The 16,199-nt window shown below is 70.8% G+C and carries 16 protein-coding genes; 3 read left to right on the top strand and 13 right to left on the bottom strand.

What is annotated here, in order from left to right; genetic code table 11:
- Window positions 1-61 precede the first annotated feature (61 nt).
- Window positions 62-1,003 carry a LysR family transcriptional regulator gene (locus tag RIC31_RS19130; protein WP_350111516.1) on the top strand — a complete coding sequence of 314 codons (942 nt, stop codon included), beginning with the start codon at window positions 62-64 and terminating at the stop codon, window positions 1,001-1,003.
- 120 nt (window positions 1,004-1,123) lie between these two features.
- Entirely contained in the window at window positions 1,124-1,633 is a 510-nt protein-coding gene (locus RIC31_RS19135) for a hypothetical protein (RefSeq protein ID WP_350111518.1), read from the top strand.
- A gap of 9 nt (window positions 1,634-1,642) precedes the next feature.
- On the opposite strand, the gene RIC31_RS19140 is transcribed toward RIC31_RS19135, so the two are convergent.
- On the bottom strand, window positions 1,643-2,971 hold the full coding sequence (locus tag RIC31_RS19140; protein WP_350111520.1) for a hypothetical protein: 1,329 nt from the start codon (window positions 2,969-2,971) through the stop codon (window positions 1,643-1,645).
- A 59-nt stretch (window positions 2,972-3,030) separates the two neighbouring features.
- Here RIC31_RS19140 and RIC31_RS19145 point away from each other — a divergent pair, with 59 nt between their 5' ends.
- Complete coding sequence (locus tag RIC31_RS19145; RefSeq protein ID WP_350111522.1) at window positions 3,031-3,825, top strand: SDR family NAD(P)-dependent oxidoreductase; 795 nt, start codon at window positions 3,031-3,033, stop codon at window positions 3,823-3,825.
- A gap of 27 nt (window positions 3,826-3,852) precedes the next feature.
- On the opposite strand, the gene RIC31_RS19150 is transcribed toward RIC31_RS19145, so the two are convergent.
- The 12 genes from RIC31_RS19150 to RIC31_RS19205 all read right to left on the bottom strand — a co-directional run bounded on the left by RIC31_RS19150 (window position 3,853) and on the right by RIC31_RS19205 (window position 16,195).
- Entirely contained in the window at window positions 3,853-4,746 is an 894-nt protein-coding gene (locus RIC31_RS19150) for a heme-dependent oxidative N-demethylase family protein (RefSeq protein ID WP_350111524.1), read from the bottom strand.
- Between the two features lie 9 nt (window positions 4,747-4,755).
- On the bottom strand, window positions 4,756-6,888 hold the full coding sequence (locus tag RIC31_RS19155; protein ID WP_350111526.1) for a hypothetical protein: 2,133 nt from the start codon (window positions 6,886-6,888) through the stop codon (window positions 4,756-4,758).
- On the bottom strand, window positions 6,885-7,307 hold the full coding sequence (locus RIC31_RS19160; protein WP_350111528.1) for a GtrA family protein: 423 nt from the start codon (window positions 7,305-7,307) through the stop codon (window positions 6,885-6,887). Before RIC31_RS19160 ends, RIC31_RS19155 begins: the two co-directional genes overlap by 4 nt.
- A 2-nt stretch (window positions 7,308-7,309) precedes the next feature.
- Window positions 7,310-8,593 (bottom strand): NAD(P)/FAD-dependent oxidoreductase, encoded by a 1,284-nt coding sequence (locus RIC31_RS19165; RefSeq protein ID WP_350111530.1) that lies wholly within the window; start codon window positions 8,591-8,593, stop codon window positions 7,310-7,312.
- A 10-nt stretch (window positions 8,594-8,603) separates the two neighbouring features.
- Window positions 8,604-9,533: an NAD-dependent epimerase/dehydratase family protein gene (locus RIC31_RS19170; RefSeq protein ID WP_350111532.1), complete on the bottom strand. Its 930-nt coding sequence runs from the start codon at window positions 9,531-9,533 to the stop codon at window positions 8,604-8,606.
- Window positions 9,534-9,543: 10 nt separating this feature from the next.
- A complete protein-coding gene (locus RIC31_RS19175; protein ID WP_350111534.1) occupies window positions 9,544-10,293 on the bottom strand; it encodes an SDR family oxidoreductase in 750 nt (249 codons plus the stop codon).
- Window positions 10,294-10,302: 9 nt separating this feature from the next.
- Window positions 10,303-11,649, bottom strand: a complete 1,347-nt coding sequence (locus RIC31_RS19180; RefSeq protein WP_350111536.1) for an FAD-binding protein — start codon at window positions 11,647-11,649, stop codon at window positions 10,303-10,305.
- A complete protein-coding gene (locus tag RIC31_RS19185; protein ID WP_350111538.1) occupies window positions 11,646-13,067 on the bottom strand; it encodes a UbiA family prenyltransferase in 1,422 nt (473 codons plus the stop codon). Before RIC31_RS19185 ends, RIC31_RS19180 begins: the two co-directional genes overlap by 4 nt.
- 63 nt (window positions 13,068-13,130) lie before the next feature.
- Entirely contained in the window at window positions 13,131-13,823 is a 693-nt protein-coding gene (locus tag RIC31_RS19190) for a tetratricopeptide repeat protein (RefSeq protein ID WP_350111540.1), read from the bottom strand.
- 40 nt (window positions 13,824-13,863) lie between these two features.
- The gene (locus RIC31_RS19195) at window positions 13,864-14,175 is read right to left on the bottom strand and encodes a hypothetical protein (protein ID WP_350111542.1); all 312 of its coding nucleotides are present in this window, start codon (window positions 14,173-14,175) and stop codon (window positions 13,864-13,866) included.
- Window positions 14,176-14,290: 115 nt separating this feature from the next.
- Window positions 14,291-15,622, bottom strand: a complete 1,332-nt coding sequence (aptA, locus tag RIC31_RS19200; protein WP_350111545.1) for an omega-aminotransferase AptA — start codon at window positions 15,620-15,622, stop codon at window positions 14,291-14,293.
- A gap of 99 nt (window positions 15,623-15,721) precedes the next feature.
- Entirely contained in the window at window positions 15,722-16,195 is a 474-nt protein-coding gene (locus RIC31_RS19205) for a hypothetical protein (protein ID WP_350111547.1), read from the bottom strand.
- Window positions 16,196-16,199 lie beyond the last annotated feature (4 nt).

A 16,199-nucleotide genomic window follows, 5' to 3' on the forward strand; every position in this document is an offset into this window, starting at 1 on the left:
ATACGATCTCATTCATGCCTTCAAAGAATGAATTATAAAAAAACTGGGGGGAGAGTCGCCTGTGGACGTGTTGACCGGAATGACAATCTTCGTGGCGGTGGTCGAGAACAGCAGCCTCGCCGGAGCGGCGCGCCACATGAACCTCTCGCCGTCCGTGGTCTCCAAGCAGCTTTCCGCGCTCGAGGATCGCCTGGGCGTGCGGCTCCTGAACCGCACCACCCGCCGGGTCAGCCTGACCGAGGTCGGCGCCGCCTATTATGAGCGATGCAAGCGCATCCTGGCCGACGTCGACGAGGCCGAGGCCGCGGTCTCGACCGCCCACAGCTCGCCGCGCGGCCTGCTGAAGATCACCGCGCCCTCGACCTTCGCGCACCGGCACGTGGCCCCGCACCTGCCCGGCTTCATGGACCGCAATCCCGAGGTCCAGGTGCAGATGCTGGTGGCCGACCGGCTGGTCGACCTGGTCGAGGAAGGCGTCGACCTGGCGATCCGCATAGCCCAGCTCAAGGACTCCTCGCTGATCGCGCGCAAGCTGGCGCCGAACCACCGCAAGCTGGTGGCCGCCCCCGACTACCTGGCGAAGTGGGGGACGCCGGTGCGCCCGGACGAGGTCAACGACCACGCGCTGATCACTCTGCAGCCGGGCAGCCCGATCAATGACTGGCATTTCGTGGTCGACGGCCAGGAGACGATCATCCGGGCGCGCGGCACCATCTCGACCAACCACGGCGACTCGATCCTGGCGTTGGCGCTGTCCGGGGCCGGCCTCGCCATGCTGGCCGCCCATGTGGTCGGCGAGCACATCAAGTCCGGCCGGCTGATCTCGGTGCTCGACGAGTATGTCCGCGAGGACGTGCCGATCTACGCCGTCTATCCCTCGAACCGGCACCTGTCGCCGAAGGTCCGGGCCTTCGTCGACTATCTGGTCGAGGTCTATGGCCCGCGGCCCTATTGGCTCGATTACATGAACGGCGGCGCGGCCGCCAGCGACGCCGCCGACTGACGCATCCGCCCCGGCCTCACGCAACCGTGAGGCTTCGGCATGTTGCCCGCGGCGGCCGTCGCGGCATTGACCCGGCAATCCGGCGCGCCGAGGGCCGCCGTTGAGCCGAAGGAGATGTCGATGTCGTCCATCAACCACGGGGCGGCCGCCGGCGGGGGGCTCCCCCCGATCGTCGCCCGCCTGATCCCCGACGCCCGCACCGTTCGCGACCTGTGCCTCGGCGGTGCCGGCGGCCTGCTGGCCTGGGAGCTGTTCGCCCGGCTGCTGACGCCCGAGGTGATCGGCGGCCCGCTGGAGCCGGCCAGCCTGATCATCAGCCTGTTCCAGAACCTGTTCGGCTTCGATCCCGGCCGGCCGGCGGCCGAGGCCCTGCACTACGTCACCGGGATCGCCGGCTACCCCCTCGCCTACTGGGTACTCGCCCGGCTGACCCGCAGCCTGGGGCCGACGCTGGACGGCGTGCTGTGGGGCGTGGCGACCTGGTTCATGGCGCTCGGGCTGTTCGCGTCGCTGGCCGGGCTGCCCTTCATGCTCGGCTTCATCCCGCTGAGCTGGATGTCGCTGGTCGGCCACATGCTGTACGCCATGGTCGCGGTCTCGATCTTCTTCGAGCTGCGCCAGCGCGGGTGAGCGCCGGCATCAGCCGATCAGTTCGGCATTCAGCAGCGTCAGCACGGCGGTGGCCAGCAGGCCGAACACCAGGGTGAACAGCAGGTTCGGCCCGAAGGCCAGGCCGAGCGGCCGGACCCGGAACATCTGGGCCGCCGTGATCAGCGACAGCGAGCTGATCGAGTTCATCGAGCCGAGGCCCCAGCCGAACAGCATGGCCAGCATCAGCGGCAGGTCGGCGATCGCGAGGCCCGACCCGGCGAACGCCGCCATCATGACGGTGCCGGTGATCATCGGGTGCATGCCGGCCAGGGCGAACAGGATCATCGAGCCCGAGGTGACCCCGAAGGCCGCCCAGGGCGGCAGGTGCGCGGCGATCCACGGCGCCACCAGCTCGCGGACCGGCGGCGCCGTCTCGGCCAGGGTGCCGAGGATCATCGCCGCCGACACGATCGCCAGGTCGTCGCCGAGCCGGCCCATGGCGTCGCGGGTCTCGGACAGTACCGGGGCGATGCGGTGCGGACGGCCGGCGAAGTGAAGGGCCGCCAGCGCCGGCATCACCACCAGCACCGCGCCCAGGGTGGAGATCGGGAGCAGCTGGCTGGCGACCACCACCAGCACCGCGGCGCCGCCCATCGGCACGGCGATCGGCGCCAGGCAGCCGAGCCCGGCGCGCACGCCCTGCCAGGACAGCGGGCGGGCGAACATCGCCAGGCCGATCCCGTGCCCGACCGCGGCCAGCGCCCCGCCGAGCGCGAACACCTGCCAGACCGGCACGTCGGGCAGGTAGGTGTAGGCGACCGCGAAGCCGACCAGGAACGGCGAGAACAGGGCGACCGTGTTCATGCCGCGCAGGGTCGCCAGCGCCGCCGCCCGGCGGTCCGCCTCGGGCGCGTCGTCCGGCACCACCGCGCTCATCAGCGCGAAGGCGCCGGTGGTCAGGACCGATCCGAAGGCGTGCGCCCCGAACAGCAAGCCGATCCCGGCCCAGCGCTGCGGCAGGCCGGCGATCCGGTACTGGGCGGCCCGCACCGACGGCATGCCGCGCGCCACAGCGCGGGTCAGCGAGAGCGTCGGCAGAAGCGCCGCGAAGATCAGGCTGCGGTCGAGCCCGTGCAGGATCTCGCCCGGATGCGCCCCGAACAGCACCAGGATCCCGCCCAGCCCGGCGATCAGCGTCATGACCATCCAGGTCTCGCGGCGGGCATCCAGCAGCGACAGCAGCACGAATCCGCCCAGCGCCGCCGAGGCGGCGTCGTGCAGCCAGCGCAGGTCGATCCACAGCAGGATGAAGGCGGCGGCCCAGATCGCCAGCAGAACCGGCGGACGCCACCGCCGGTTCAGGGTGGCGATTGTCATCCTCCGGACGGTCGCGCACTGTCGTGGGCAAAGCAACGATCCAGACCGAGGAGACGCCGATGACCGGCCGACTGCAGGACAGAATCGCCCTGGTGATGGGGGCCGGGTCGTCCGGTCCCGGCTGGGGTAACGGCAAGGCGACCGCCGTCCGGTTCGCGCGCGAGGGTGCGAAGGTGGTGTGCGTCGACGTGGTCGCGGCGGCGGCCGAGGAGACCGCCGGCATCATCGAGTCCGAGGGCGGGACGGCGGTCGCGCGGACCTGCGACGTGACCGACTCGGCGGCGGTAAAGGCGGTGGTCGACGACACGGTCGGGCGCTGGGGCCGCATCGACGTGCTGCAGAACAATGTCGGGATCGCCGTGATGGGCGGCCCGATCGAGCTCGACGAGGCCGCGTGGCGCCGGGTCCTCGACATCAACCTGACCAGCGTGTTCCTGACCTGCAAGCACGTGCTGCCGCTGATGCTGGCGCAGGGCAAGGGCGCGATCGTCAACGTGTCGTCGGTCGCGGCAATCCGCTGGGTCGGCTACCCCTACGCCTCCTACTATGCCTCCAAGGGCGGTCTGAACCAGTTCACCTGCGGCCTGGCGCTGCAGTATGCCGCCCAGGGCATCCGGGCCAACGCGATAATGCCGGGACTGATGGACACGCCGCTGATCCGCACCCAGATCGCCGGCCAGTACGCCGACGTCGACGAGATGATCCGCGAGCGCGACGCCAAGTCCCCGACCGGCAAGATGGGCGACGCCTGGGACGTCGCCAACGCCGCGCTGTTCCTGGCCTCCGACGAGGCCAAATACGTCAACGGGGTCTGCCTGCCGGTCGACGGCGGCCACCACCTCAAGATCGGTTAGTGGTCGAAATCGGACATATGGCGACCACTAACCGGCGGCCCGGTCGAGCCATGCCGCCAGGGCGTCGGCGAACGGCGCCATGCTCTTGTAGCGCCGCATGTCGTCCGGCATGTCCGTCAGGGTGCCTCGCAGGGCCGCAGCCAGTGCCGGTCGCCCGGCCAGGGCCGAAAGCGGGTCGACCACGGTCTTGATCCCGAACACCAGCACCCCGGTTCCCGGCAGCCGCACGAAGGTCTGCCGCTCGATGCGAAGCCAGACCACGTCGCCGGCATTGTCGGCGGTGATCGTTTCGTCGTGCCCGCTGCGCCCGTGCCCGGTCGGCTGGAACAGGCTCGGATCGTCGATCACCGACCAGTTGAGGCGCATGAACAGCTGGCCGGGCTCGACCCGGTCGAAGAACCGGTCGACCGGCCGCGCGAGGCGCTCGTTGAAGCCCGGCACCGGGGCGTGAATCGCCGCCATCGGCCGCCCGAGCTTGTCGGCCAGCCGCCAGCGCGACGGGAAGCACAGCGACGCCGCAATCAGCCGCCAGCTGTCGCCGGACGGGGCCATCAGGCAGAGATCCTCCTGCACCAGCCGGCCGGCGAGGTCGAGCGGGCGGTCGGCGAACGCGGCCCGATCGAAGCGATCGCCGGTGCCCGGGATCTCCAGTGTCGCGTCGTCGCCCTCGACCAGGCCGCGACGATGGCGCCCCAGATGCGCGAGCAGGGTCTCCAGGCATTCGGCCTGCGCCGCCAGACTCTCCGGCAGGGCGCCGAACACCTCGTCCGGCCGCTCGGACAGCAGGCGGCGCTTCTCGGCCATCTGCGCCGGGTAGTGGCCGTCGACCTCGATCCACTCGGCCGGATCGATCGTCTTGATCCCGAGCGTGAGCTGGAAGCGGCCCTTGTCGTAGGGCGTGTAGCGGGGTGTACCGGACATGCGCGGATCCTACCGTCGCTCCGTGTCCGGAAGCCAGAACGGCCGGCCGACCGCGATGCCCTGCCAGTCCCGCGGACCGGTGGCGATCGCCCGCACCCTGATGCGTCGGCCCCTCAGCTCGGCGGCTGCGGTCCGGTCGAACACCCGCCAGGTCCAGGCCGCGTCGCTCGGCCGCTCGAAGCCGTGGCGCGCGATCTCCTCGCCGGTCTCGGCGTCGCGCACCTCCAGCGCGACCGCCATCGGATACGGACCGGTACGCACCGGCACCGCCAGCACCGACGGTTCGGCCGGCGCCTCCAGCTCGATCGTCGCGACGAGACGCGAGCCCTCGCCCAGCGTGCCGATCGCCGGTCGGGCGGCGTCCGGCGGAGCCTCCGGCCCGGTCCGATCGGTGCCCGCCCCCTCCAGGACGGTCCACCCGGCATCCGTCGCCGGCCGCGCGGCGGCGGGCAGATCCGGCAGGAAGGCCGGGGGCGCCGGCACCGCGGCGGGATCGAGCGCGCACCGTCGGCCGTCGGCGAACGCGGCAGTCACCGCCAGGGGGCCGTCGGCAGCGGACGGTCCGACCGCCTTGAAGCCGCGGCCTCGCCAGCCGATCCCGAGCGCCGCGCCGACATCGTTGCGGCGTATCCGGCTGGCGCCCCAGGCGACGACCCGACCGGAGCGATCGGTCACCAGTATCCACTCCGGCTGTTCCGCCGAGGCTGCGGCCGCGGCCCAGCCGTTCACGACGACCCCGTCGACCGCATCGCTGTGCGATCCGTCGACATGACCGCGACAGGTGACGGTCGGCAGGTCGCCAGCCGTGGTGAGCAACGCCACCGGCGGCATGAACCGCGCGCGGTCGGCGAACGGTCCCCAGCGATGCGCTTCCAGCAGCCGGACCGCCTCGAACGGCCGGACGGGCAGGAACGGATACAGCGGCTGAAGATCCGCCGGCCGATAACCGCCGGCGATGTAGGTGACGATCGCGTTGATCCGGCCGTCGCGCTCGCCCAGGGCCACCGGCACGTGCCTGACGCCGTCCACCAGTCCGGGAACCAGCAGCAGCGCGACACCGACGGCGGTCACGCCGGCCTTCAGCCGCACGTTCTGGACCCGCAGCAGCCGTTCGAGCAGCAGCGCCCCGGTGACCAGCAGGAACAGGAAGGACGGGGTGGCGTAGCGCGTGGCATTGGCCTGGCCGACGCCGAAGTTGACCCGGCCGAGGGCGGTCGCCAGCGCCGCGCCGATGATGAAGCCGGCGATCGCCAGCAGGACGGCATGGGTTGGCGAGTAGCGCGACCGCCGGACGATCGCGTCGATCGCCATGCCGATCACGGTCAGCGTCAGCAGCGCCCCGATGACTTCCTGGCCGAGCGACCCGATCGCCCCGATCCCGTTCGTCAGGTATCGGAACGCATAGAGCAGCAGCTTCCCGGGCTCGGCGATCGTCTTCATCGGGTCGCCATGGCCGGGATGGGCATGGAATCCGGCCGCCTCGAACCCGACCACGGCGACCGCCGCCGCCGCCAGCAGGATCAGCGGGCCGCCGCGCAGCCCGCTCCACAGTGCCAGCGCGACCAGCAGCGGCCAGACCAGCATCCCGTTCGCCATCGAATAGGTCGAGGCCAGACCGGCGAGCACCCCGGCCGGCACCAGCCACCACGCGGCGTTCCCCCTGGCATGGGCGACCGCGACGAAGGCCAGGGTCGCGAACAGCCAGACCTGCACGAACTGGACCTGGAAGCCCCAGACCAGGTTCTCCCATTGTCCCGGCGACAGCACCGCCCCGACGGCCGCGCCGGCAAAGGCCCAGAGCGGCCAGCCGCGGTGGCCGAGCGATCGGAACAGCAGTGCGAGGACCGCCGCATGGACCAGCGACGACAGCACCGTGACCAAGATCAGGAAGGCCTGGGTCGCATCGAACGCCACGGCGTCGAGCAGGAACCAGAGCCTGGGGATCACCAGCCGGTGCTCGTTGTGGCGCGCGTAGAGCTGCTGGAGGCTGAAATTCTCCAGCCCGCCGGCGTTCATGATCTGGCGGAAGAAGTCGATCGAGTCGGCAAACGGGATCGGCGCGAAGGCCGCGACCGCCATCGCCACGCCCGCGGCCGCCGAAACCGCCCCGAGCGCCAGCGCGAACAGCGCGGCAGCCTTCATGTACCGCCCTCGCGGCGGTGCGAGAACGAGAAGTGGCGATGCCCGAAATAGCTGGTGACCGCCGGGATCGCGACCCCGATCAGATGGGCGATGTCCTCGGCGTGCCAGCCGAAGCCGACGGCCGGGAACACCAGCCGCGCCAGGCCGACGCTGACCGCCCACACCTGCACCAGGGCGACGGCGTTCACCAGGGCGAAGCGCAGCGCCTCGTCGGCGACCGTCCGGCCGGACCGGGCGAACACGAAGGCCCGGGACAGCAGATAGGCGGTCACCATGCCGACCAGATAGGCCAGGACCACGGCGATCTCATAGACCATCGCGTGGCTGAGCAGCCAGCGCGACACCACGTTGGCCCCGGCGGCCACGCCGCCGGTGAGCAGGAACCGGCCGAACTCGCCAACGACGATCGCCTTCGCCACCCTCAGCCCCCCACCCCGGCGGCCATCATCGCGCCGTATCTGACACTCTCCGAGATTCCCCGGTCCTCGGGGTAGTAGAATGCGGTGTCGGCGACCTGCAGGCCGGCTATCGGGGTCCGGATCGGCGGGACCCTGGCAGCGAAGCCGGCCTCGCAGACCGGCTGGGCGTGCCGCAGCCGGCCGACCAGGCTGGCCTTCAGGTCGCTCTCCCCGACCGCCGGATTGAGCCGGCGGATCGCCGCCATCGACTCGGCGACGAAGGCGGCGTCGTCGCGGCCGAACTTGGGATGCGACTGCGGCATGTAGAACGGCACGTAGACCACGGTGTCCTCGACCGGCCGCAGCCGCGAGAACTCGATGATGCCGGGGATCTCGACCGCCGGATCGTTGATGTTGACCCAGAAATGCGGCGACACCGACTTCGAAAGCCGGAGCAGCACGCAGACCACGCCGATGTTGACGATCCCGTCGTAGCGCGCCTTCCAGTCGTCCGGCAGCGCCGGCACCAGCTTCGACACATACGGCGTCGGCATGGTCGAGATCGCCGCGTCCACCGGATCGACGCCGGCAGCGGTCCGGATCCCGGCCACCCGGCCGTCCGCCACCACCACTTCCTGCACCGGGGTACCGAGCCGGATCTCGCCGCCGCGGGCCCCGATCGCTTCGACCAGAGCGCGGACCAGGGTCTCGGAGCCGCCGTCGATGTAGCCGAGCTGCTCCTGCATCAGCGACCTGCGCGAGGTGCCGATGCGCTTGATGCGGGTCCAGATCCATGCGGCGGACACCGTGTCGGCGTATTCGAAGAACTTCAGGTCGAACAGCCGGCGCCACAGCACGTCGTATGCCTCGCGCCCGGCGCCGCGCTCGATCCAGTCCTTCGCCGCCAGGTTCTCCAGCGGCCGCCAGTCCGACCGCTTGGTCGACAGGAACATCTGCAGCCCGTAGCGCAGCTTCGCCATCGGCGACAGCTTCGGAAAGGTCAGCAGCGCCAGCGGGTCGCCCCAGCGGTACATCTTTCCGTCGACGAAATAGCCCATCGAGGTGTCGCGCCAGCGCATCCGCTCGCCGATGCCGAGTTCCCGCATCAGCGCGAAGGTGGCGGCGTCGGCCTTGCAGACGAAGTGGTAGAAGCGCTCGATCGACAGGCCGTCGAGGTCGGTATGCGCCGCCATGCCGCCCGGCACCGTATCGGCCTCGTAGACGGTGACCCGGTGCCCGGCCTTCAGGGCGTGATAGGCGGCGGCGAGGCCCATGGCCCCGGCGCCGACGATGCCGACGGTCGCCAACGCGGTCTCCTCAGAACTCGAGCACGACGCCCGAATAGGTCGGGTCGTTGAAGGTCGCGCGCAGCGCCTCGTCCAGCGGCGTCGAGCGGACCCCGAAGATGCCGGGCCAGTCGATGATCTCGAAGCTGTCCGGGGTCACCAGGGCCTCGAGCTGCTTGACGGTGAACGGCGGGTTGCGGTCGACCAGGGCATAGGCCTGCAGCAGCAGCTTGAACAGGGCGTAGGGGATCCGCACGATCGGCGTGCGGGCGCCGGTCGCCCGCTTCACCGCCCGCATCAGGTCGATGTAGTCGATCTTCTCCTGCCCGGAGATGTTCCAGGCGCCCTCGCGGCGGTCGCGCAGGCAGGCCTGGATGATGTCGCAGAAGTCGAGCACGAACAGCGGCTGCCGCATGTAGCGGCCGGAGCCCGGGATCGGGAACACCGGGACCTTCTGCATGAACCGCGCGAGCCAGCCGAGATGCTTGCGGTCGAACCAGCCGAACATCAGGGTCGGGCGCAGGGTGGCGTGCGGGATTCCGGATTCCGCGACCAGTTTCTCCTGGGCCTTCTTCGACTCGGTATAGAAGTCGACCGCCAGCGAGTTGACCACCGACGAACTGATATCGACCAGATACGGCACCTGCGCCGCCTTCATGGCGGCCAGCACCTTCCCGGTCGCGGTGATGTTGTTGGTCTCGAACTCGCGCCAGTCGAGGCCGCCGATCTGGGCGTGCAGCTGGACCACCGCGTCGGCGTCCTGGAACGCCTCGACCCACGGGCCGGCGACCGACAGGTCGGCGGCGATCACCTCGATCTCCGGATGCAGCCGGGCCAGGGCCTGGGTGTTGGAGGGGTGCTTGTCGATGCCGACGATCCGCAGCGCCGGATCGGCTTTCAGCCGGGCGATCAGGTTCTGCCCGACCAGGCCGGCGGCACCGGTAACGACGATCTTGGTCAAGGCCCGGCCCTCAGATCTTCAGCCGGTTGAAGATCGGTCGCGGCAGGTTGCGGATGATCAGCATGATCAGCCACCAGAACCACGGGGTGTAGATCACCGGCCGGCGCCTGGCGATCGCCTTCTCGATGTCGGCGGCGACCCGGTCCGGCGTCGCCCAAAGCGGGCCGCCCTTCGGGACATGGGCGGTCATCGGCGTGTCCACGAAGCCCGGCTTGACCGACACCACCGTCACCGGCGTGCCGGCGAAGCGGTGCGCCAGCCCTTCCAGGAAGACCGAAAGCCCCGCCTTGGCGGCGCCGTAGGCGTAGTTGCTGCCGCGTCCGCGGTCGCCGGCCACCGACGAGATCGCGACCAGGGCGCCGCCGCCCGCCTTCTCGAAAACGTCGGCCGCCAGCTCGCACCACACCGCCGCGCTGAGGAAGTTGGCCCGCAGGCCGTGCTCGAGACGCCCCACGTCCTGCTGTGCGGTACCCTGGTCGCCGAGCACGCCGTAGGCGACCAGCACGACGTCCAGGCCGCCGAGCCGCTCGACATGGGCGGCGAAGCGTTCGGCCGCGCCCTCGGTGTCGGCCAGGTCGCTCTCGGCCGTCAGGACGTCGCCGGCCCCTCTGGCCTTCAGGTCGGCGGCGATGACCTCGAGCTTCGCCGGATCGCGCCCGACCAGCAGCAGTCGGTCGCCCTGCGCCGCCCGCAGGCGCGCCCAGCGCTCGGCGATCGCCGAGGACGCTCCTAGAACCAGGATCCGCTTGGTGTCGCCCATCGCCGCCCGCTACTCCCCCTGCGTAACCCGCCGCCAGAAGCTGGACATCAGCATCGGGTCGCGCAGCTTTTCGAGATCCCGCCAGGCCGGATAGCCGCGCCGGAACTCCGCCGCCGGCAGCCGGCCGTCCTTGGCGGGGTATAGCCGTCCGCCGGCCTCCGCCACAACCCGGTCGAGGTCCCCGAGCAGCGCCAGCGTGCGCGCGCCGCGGTTCGGGAAGTCGAGCGCCAACGTGGTACCGGCCGCCGGAAACGACAGCAGGCCCGGCGACTCCAGGCCCCCGAAGTTCTTCAGGACCGCCAGGAACGAGGCCTCGCCGCTGCGCGCCACGCGCTCCAGCAGGGTCCGCGTCGCCTCGCGCGCCGCCGCCGGCGGCACCACGCCCTGCCACTGGTAGAAGCCGCGGGGACCGTACAGCCGGTTCCAGCCGCGCAGCCGGTCCAGGGGATAGAAGAATGGATCGTAGGGCTGTTCGCCGCGGAACGCCGAGCCCGGCCTCGCGTAGTAAAGCCGGTTGAAGGCGCCGACGGTCCAGCGGTTCAGCAGGAAGCCCGGGGCGGTGACGGGTACCGCCGGCCCGCCGGGCCGGTGCGGCATCAGTGGCCCGGCAGCCGCATGCCGCCCGCGCGAGAACACGCCCCGGCCGAGCCGGGCGCCGGACGCCAGGGTGTCGACCCAGGCCACCGTGTACGGCCAGTCGCTGCCCTCGTCGGACAGCCTGAAGAAGTCGTCGAGGCCCTCGAAGCGCTCGTTCTCGACCGCCATCGCCGAGGACGCGACCGGGATCAGCGCGAGTTCCACCCAGGCCATCACCCCGGTCAGGCCGAGACCGCCAATCGTCGCGGCGAACAGTTCGGACTCGCTGTCCGGCCCGCACTCCACCAGCCCGCGGTCGGAGCGCCACAGCCCCATGCGCCGGACATGCCGGCCGATGCAGCCGGCAGCATGGTGGTTCTTGCCGTGCACGTCGTTGGCGACGGCACCGCCGAGGCTGACGAACTTGGTGCCCGGCGTGACCGGCAGGAACCAGCCGGCCGGCACGGCGAGCCGCAACACGGCATCCAGCGACAGGCCGGCATCGGCCCGCAGCACGCCGGTCGCGCGGTCGAACGCGATCGCCCGATCGAGGCCGGTCATGTCCAGCAGGCCGGCGCCCAGGTTCAGGCCGCTGTCGCCGTAGGACCGGCCGAAACCGCGCGCCAGGGTGCTGGTGTCGCCGGCCGAGGCCCGGGCCGCGGCCGCCAGGTCGCCGGGCCAGGCCGGTGCCGCGACCCGGTGGCGGCCGCGATGGACCCGGCCCCAGGCCAGCACGCCGTCGTCCTCGCGCACGGCGGGCCCGGCGTTCCGGCCGGTCATCCCGCCACCAGCACGGCGAGCACGGCGAGCGTCCCGAGCACCAAGCTGGCCCGGTCCTTGAGCGCGAACACCACCGGGTCGTCGTGCATCTCGCCGCGGGTCGCCAGCAGCCACACCCGCGGCACCCACCAGCCGAGCACCGCGGGCACCACCCACAGCCATTCCGGATCGGCCAGCCGCTCGGCATGCAGCGGGTCGGCCACCAGATAGATGATGAAGATGAACACCGAGGAGATCCCGGTGGTCAGGCCGAGCGCCAGCACGAACGGCCCGTCGCCGGCGTGATAGCCGCGCCCTGGTGTCGAGACCAGCCCGCGCTCCTCCAGTCCGCGCACTTCGGTCAGGCGCTTGACCAGGGCCAGGCTGGTGAAGAACGACATGCAGAACACCAGCAGCCAGGCCGGCACCCCGGCGTCGACCAGCAGGTGGCCGGCCAGTAGCCGCAACGTGAACAGCGCCCCCAGGGTCAGCACGTCGACTACCGGCTGGGTCTTGAGGCCGAACGAGTAGGCCAGGGTCAGGGCGAGATAGGCCAGCAGGGCCAGGAACACGCCGGTGTCGAGCGCCAGGGTCCCGAGCAGCCCGCCGCCGATCATCAGTGGCGACAGCACCATGGCCACCGGGATCGGCAGCGCCCCCGACGCCAGCGGCCGGTCGCGCTTGCTGGGATGCGAGCGGTCCGCCGACAGGTCCAGCAGGTCGTTAAGCAGATAGGTCCCGCTGGCCGCGATCGAGAACAGTGTAATGGCCGCGAGCGCGGCCTGCAGCACCTCCGGCAGCGCGTAGGCCCGGGTCAGCAGCAACGGCAGCAGGATCAGCCCGTTCTTGGCCCACTGGTGCGGCCGCATCCCCCTGAACAGCGCCGGCAGCAGCCGTGAAGGCGCCCCGAAGGTCGCCTCGACCGGCGCCAGGGCCGCCACCTCGTCTCGCCACGCGACCGCGCCGTTGACCGGGATCGCACCGGCCGCCCGGCGCCAGACCGCCATATCGGCCTTGGCGTCGCCGGCATAGACGAAGCCGCCCGGATGGCGCGCGGCCAGCACCGCGGCCTTGGCCTCGCCCTTCAGATTGGTGCTGCCGTCGCTGCCGACCACCGCGTCGAACAGGCCGACCTGCTCGGCCACCCGCTCGACGACGCGCTGGTCGGAGGCCGAGACCAGTTCGATCCGCCGCCCGGCCTCCTTCTCCACCCGCAGATAGCCGATCAGATCCTCGGTCATCGGCAGGCCGGCGAAGTCGATGCCGTCGCCGGCCGCCTCGACCAGCCGGGCCTTCAGATGCGCCTTACCCGCCAGCAGCCAGAACGGCAGGGCAAACACCAGCCAAGGCCGCCGGCGCAGCGCCGCCAGCAGCGTCTCGTACAGCAGGTCGGTCCTGACGAGCGTACCGTCGAGGTCGACACAGAGCGGCGGCCGCATCCCCATCTCCATGCGCAGGGTCCGGTCTTCCTAAGGAACACCGCCGGCCCGGGCAAGCTTTCGTCAGCGCGGGTGAGCCGCCTTCCAGGCATCGGCTGCCGCCGCGGCGCGCGCGCGCTCCTCGACGCTCAGCACCGCCGCGACCGACCCGCGCAGTTCCTCGGCCGGCTCGACGCCGGCATCGACGGCCAGAATCAGCCATTTCAGCGACTCGACGGCATCCGCCGTCACCCCGTCGCCCCGGGCGTACAGGCCACCCAGGTTGAGATAGGCCTCGGACACGCCCGCCGCCGCCGCCTCGCGGTACAGCGACGCGGCCCGCGCGGTGTCGACCGCGCCGCCCTGCCCGGTCTCCAGCAGAACCGCGAGGTTGTACTGCGCCGACGCCATGCCCTGCTCGGCCGCCTTGGCGTACCAGTCGCGGGCCCTCGCCGCGTCCTGCTCGACGATGCTGCCGGTCTGGTACAGGACGCCCAGCTTGAACTGCGCCAGCGCGAACCCGGCGGCGGCCGAGCGCCGGTACCACTCGATCGCCTCCTGCGGCCGGGCCCGGTCCTGCAGGCCCTGCTCGAGCGTCAGGCCGAGATAGAACATCGCCTTGGGGTCGCCGGCCCGCGACGCGTCGCGGTACCAGCGCATGGCGTCGCCGTAGCTGCGCGGCACCGGCACTTCGTCCGCACGCGCGCCGACGGTGAGGCCCACGCCCGTCATCGCCGTCGTCACCGATAGCAGGAGCGCGATCGCGAAGCGTCTCACCGGCGGACTCGACGGTGGACAGAAGGGAGCGTCGCCACCCTCACGGACTCAGCGGGCCGGTGCCGCTGCTGGACCGGGGCGGCGGACCCTGATAGCCGACGAGCCGGTTCGCCTCGTTGCCCGGCAGAGGCTGGCTGTAGCAGTTCACCTTGCCGATGGTCCGGTAGCAGTAGGACGGCGTGGGCGGCGGCGGCGGCGCCTCGGGCTTCGGCTGGAACGCGGCGGACACGTCGTTCACCGCATTCTGGACCGACTGGCCGACCTCGGCACAGCCGATCAGCAGGCCGGCCAGCGCCAGCACCGGCCCGGCCACCCTCCACGCCGCCCGGCGCGGTGCCTTCCGTTTCGTCATCCCGTCGTCACCCCATCATCCCCGCGAACCTCCCGAAGGCGCCCCGCAGAGCCGTAAGCCTATACGAATCAGCAGGGAATCCCAAGATGGCCGGATCGTCGCAGGCCAATGGCCGTCAGTGCACCGTCTTCAGCACGTCGCCGACCGTCTCGACGATGAAGTCGATATGGCTCTTCTCGACGATCAGCGGCGGCGACAGCGCGATGATGTCGCCGGTCGTGCGGATCAGCAGGCCCTTCTCGTAGGCCTGCAGGAAGGCGTCGAAGGCGCGCGCCGTCGGCTTGCCCGGGATGCCCTCCAGTTCGATCGCCCCGACCATGCCGATGTTGCGGATGTCGATGACGTGGTTGCCGCCCTTCAGCGAGTGCAGCCCCTCCTCCCAGTACGGCGCCAGCTCGGCGGCGCGCTCGAACAGGCCCTCGTCGCGGTACAGGTCGATGGTGGCGAGGCCGGCGGCACAGGCCAGCGGGTGGCCCGAGTAGGTGTAGCCGTGGAACAGCTCGATCGAATTGTCGGGCGCGTTCATGAAGGCGTCGTAGATGCCGTCGCGGCAGAACACCGCGCCCATCGGCACCACCGCGTTGGTGATGCCCTTGGCGGTGGTGAACAGGTCCGGCTTGACCCCGAAATAGTCGGTGGCGAACGGCGCGCCGAGGCGGCCGAAGCCGGTGATCACCTCGTCGAAGATCAGCAGGATGCCATGCTTGTCGCAGATCTCGCGCAGGCGCTTCAGGTAGCCCTTCGGCGGGATCAGCACGCCGGTCGACCCGGCCACCGGCTCGACGATCACCGCGGCAATGGTCGAGGCGTCGTGCAGGGCGACGATCCGCTCCAGCTCGTCGGCCAGGTTCAGCCCATGCTCGGGCTCGCCCCGGGTGTAGGCGTTCCTGGCCAGGTCGTGGGTGTGCGGCAGGTGGTCGACGCCGGCCAGCAGGGTCCCGAAGGTCTTGCGGTTCGACACGATGCCGCCGACCGAGATGCCGCCGAACCCGACCCCGTGATAGCCGCGTTCGCGCCCGATCAGCCGGGTGCGGGTGCCCTGGCCGATGGCGCGCTGGTAGGCGAGCGCGATCTTCAGCGCGGTGTCCACCGCCTCCGAGCCGGAGTTGGTGAAGAACACCTGGGAGAAGCCTTCGAGCATCTGCGTCAGGCGCGACGCGAACTCGAAGGACAGCGGGTGACCCATCTGGAAGGTCGGCGCGAAGTCCAGCTTCTCGACCTGCTTCTGCACCGCCTCGATGATCGGGCGGCGGCGGTGGCCGGCGTTGCAGCACCACAGGCCCGAGGTGCCGTCCAGCACCTTGCGGCCGTCGGCGGTGGTGTAGTGCACGCCCTCCGCCTCGACGAACATCCGCGGCTGCTTCTTGAACTGGCGGTTGGCGGTGAACGGCATCCAGAACGGGTCGAGGTCGTTCGGCTTGGTCTGATCGTTCGCCGCGATGGTCATGGGAGTCTCCGTTGGTCGGCAAGGCCGTGGAACCGGGGTTGCCGGCATCTTACGGGGACGCGGGAGCGCCGTGCAAACGGGATCGGCGGGGCCGGCGGGTCAGTCGAAGCGGTAGGTCGGCAGCCGGTGCAGGCATTCGCCCATGGCGGCGAGGTCCTTCTCCAGGTTCTGGGCGTAGGCCCGCCAGAAGAACTTGTCGTTGTCGATCCGCTTGATCCTCGCCACGTTGCCGTCACCCTTCGACGGGAACGGATCGCGGCCGGCCTGGATGTCCCACAGCACCTTCTGCTTCTCGGCGGTCAGCCGGCCCAGCTCGCGCCGGGTGTTCTCCAGGATGCCCTCCTTGTGGAACAGCTTGTACGGTGCGTCCTTCCAGGTCAGCTCGCATGTCCGCGGGTCGAGGGTCACGGTCGCGATGCCGAAGGCATAGCGCGCCACGGTGATCGCCAGGATCGCCAGCACGATGACCGTGCAGCCGGTGACGCCGAACAGGCGGCGGTACGGGTAGTCGACGATCCGGTCGATCAACCTGGGCTTGGCGATCCCGCGCCCGGGCCGGCCGGTCGGTTTCATGGCC

This window comes from Thalassobaculum sp., assembly GCF_040219615.1.
In the GTDB taxonomy this organism is placed as follows: Bacteria; Pseudomonadota; Alphaproteobacteria; order Thalassobaculales; family Thalassobaculaceae; genus Thalassobaculum_A.

Excerpts from the sequence above, each read along its gene's own strand:
- RIC31_RS19135 (WP_350111518.1), top strand. The coding sequence starts at position 1,124 with ATGTCGTCCATCAACCACGGGGCGGCCGCCGGCGGGGGGCTCCCCCCG.
- RIC31_RS19140 (WP_350111520.1), bottom strand. The coding sequence starts at position 2,971 with ATGACAATCGCCACCCTGAACCGGCGGTGGCGTCCGCCGGTTCTGCTG.
- RIC31_RS19145 (WP_350111522.1), top strand. The coding sequence starts at position 3,031 with ATGACCGGCCGACTGCAGGACAGAATCGCCCTGGTGATGGGGGCCGGG.
- RIC31_RS19150 (WP_350111524.1), bottom strand. The coding sequence starts at position 4,746 with ATGTCCGGTACACCCCGCTACACGCCCTACGACAAGGGCCGCTTCCAG.
- RIC31_RS19155 (WP_350111526.1), bottom strand. The coding sequence starts at position 6,888 with ATGAAGGCTGCCGCGCTGTTCGCGCTGGCGCTCGGGGCGGTTTCGGCG.
- RIC31_RS19175 (WP_350111534.1), bottom strand. The coding sequence starts at position 10,293 with ATGGGCGACACCAAGCGGATCCTGGTTCTAGGAGCGTCCTCGGCGATC.
- RIC31_RS19180 (WP_350111536.1), bottom strand. The coding sequence starts at position 11,649 with ATGACCGGCCGGAACGCCGGGCCCGCCGTGCGCGAGGACGACGGCGTG.
- RIC31_RS19185 (WP_350111538.1), bottom strand. The coding sequence starts at position 13,067 with ATGCGGCCGCCGCTCTGTGTCGACCTCGACGGTACGCTCGTCAGGACC.
- RIC31_RS19195 (WP_350111542.1), bottom strand. The coding sequence starts at position 14,175 with ATGACGAAACGGAAGGCACCGCGCCGGGCGGCGTGGAGGGTGGCCGGG.
- aptA (WP_350111545.1), bottom strand. The coding sequence starts at position 15,622 with ATGACCATCGCGGCGAACGATCAGACCAAGCCGAACGACCTCGACCCG.
- RIC31_RS19205 (WP_350111547.1), bottom strand. The coding sequence starts at position 16,195 with ATGAAACCGACCGGCCGGCCCGGGCGCGGGATCGCCAAGCCCAGGTTG.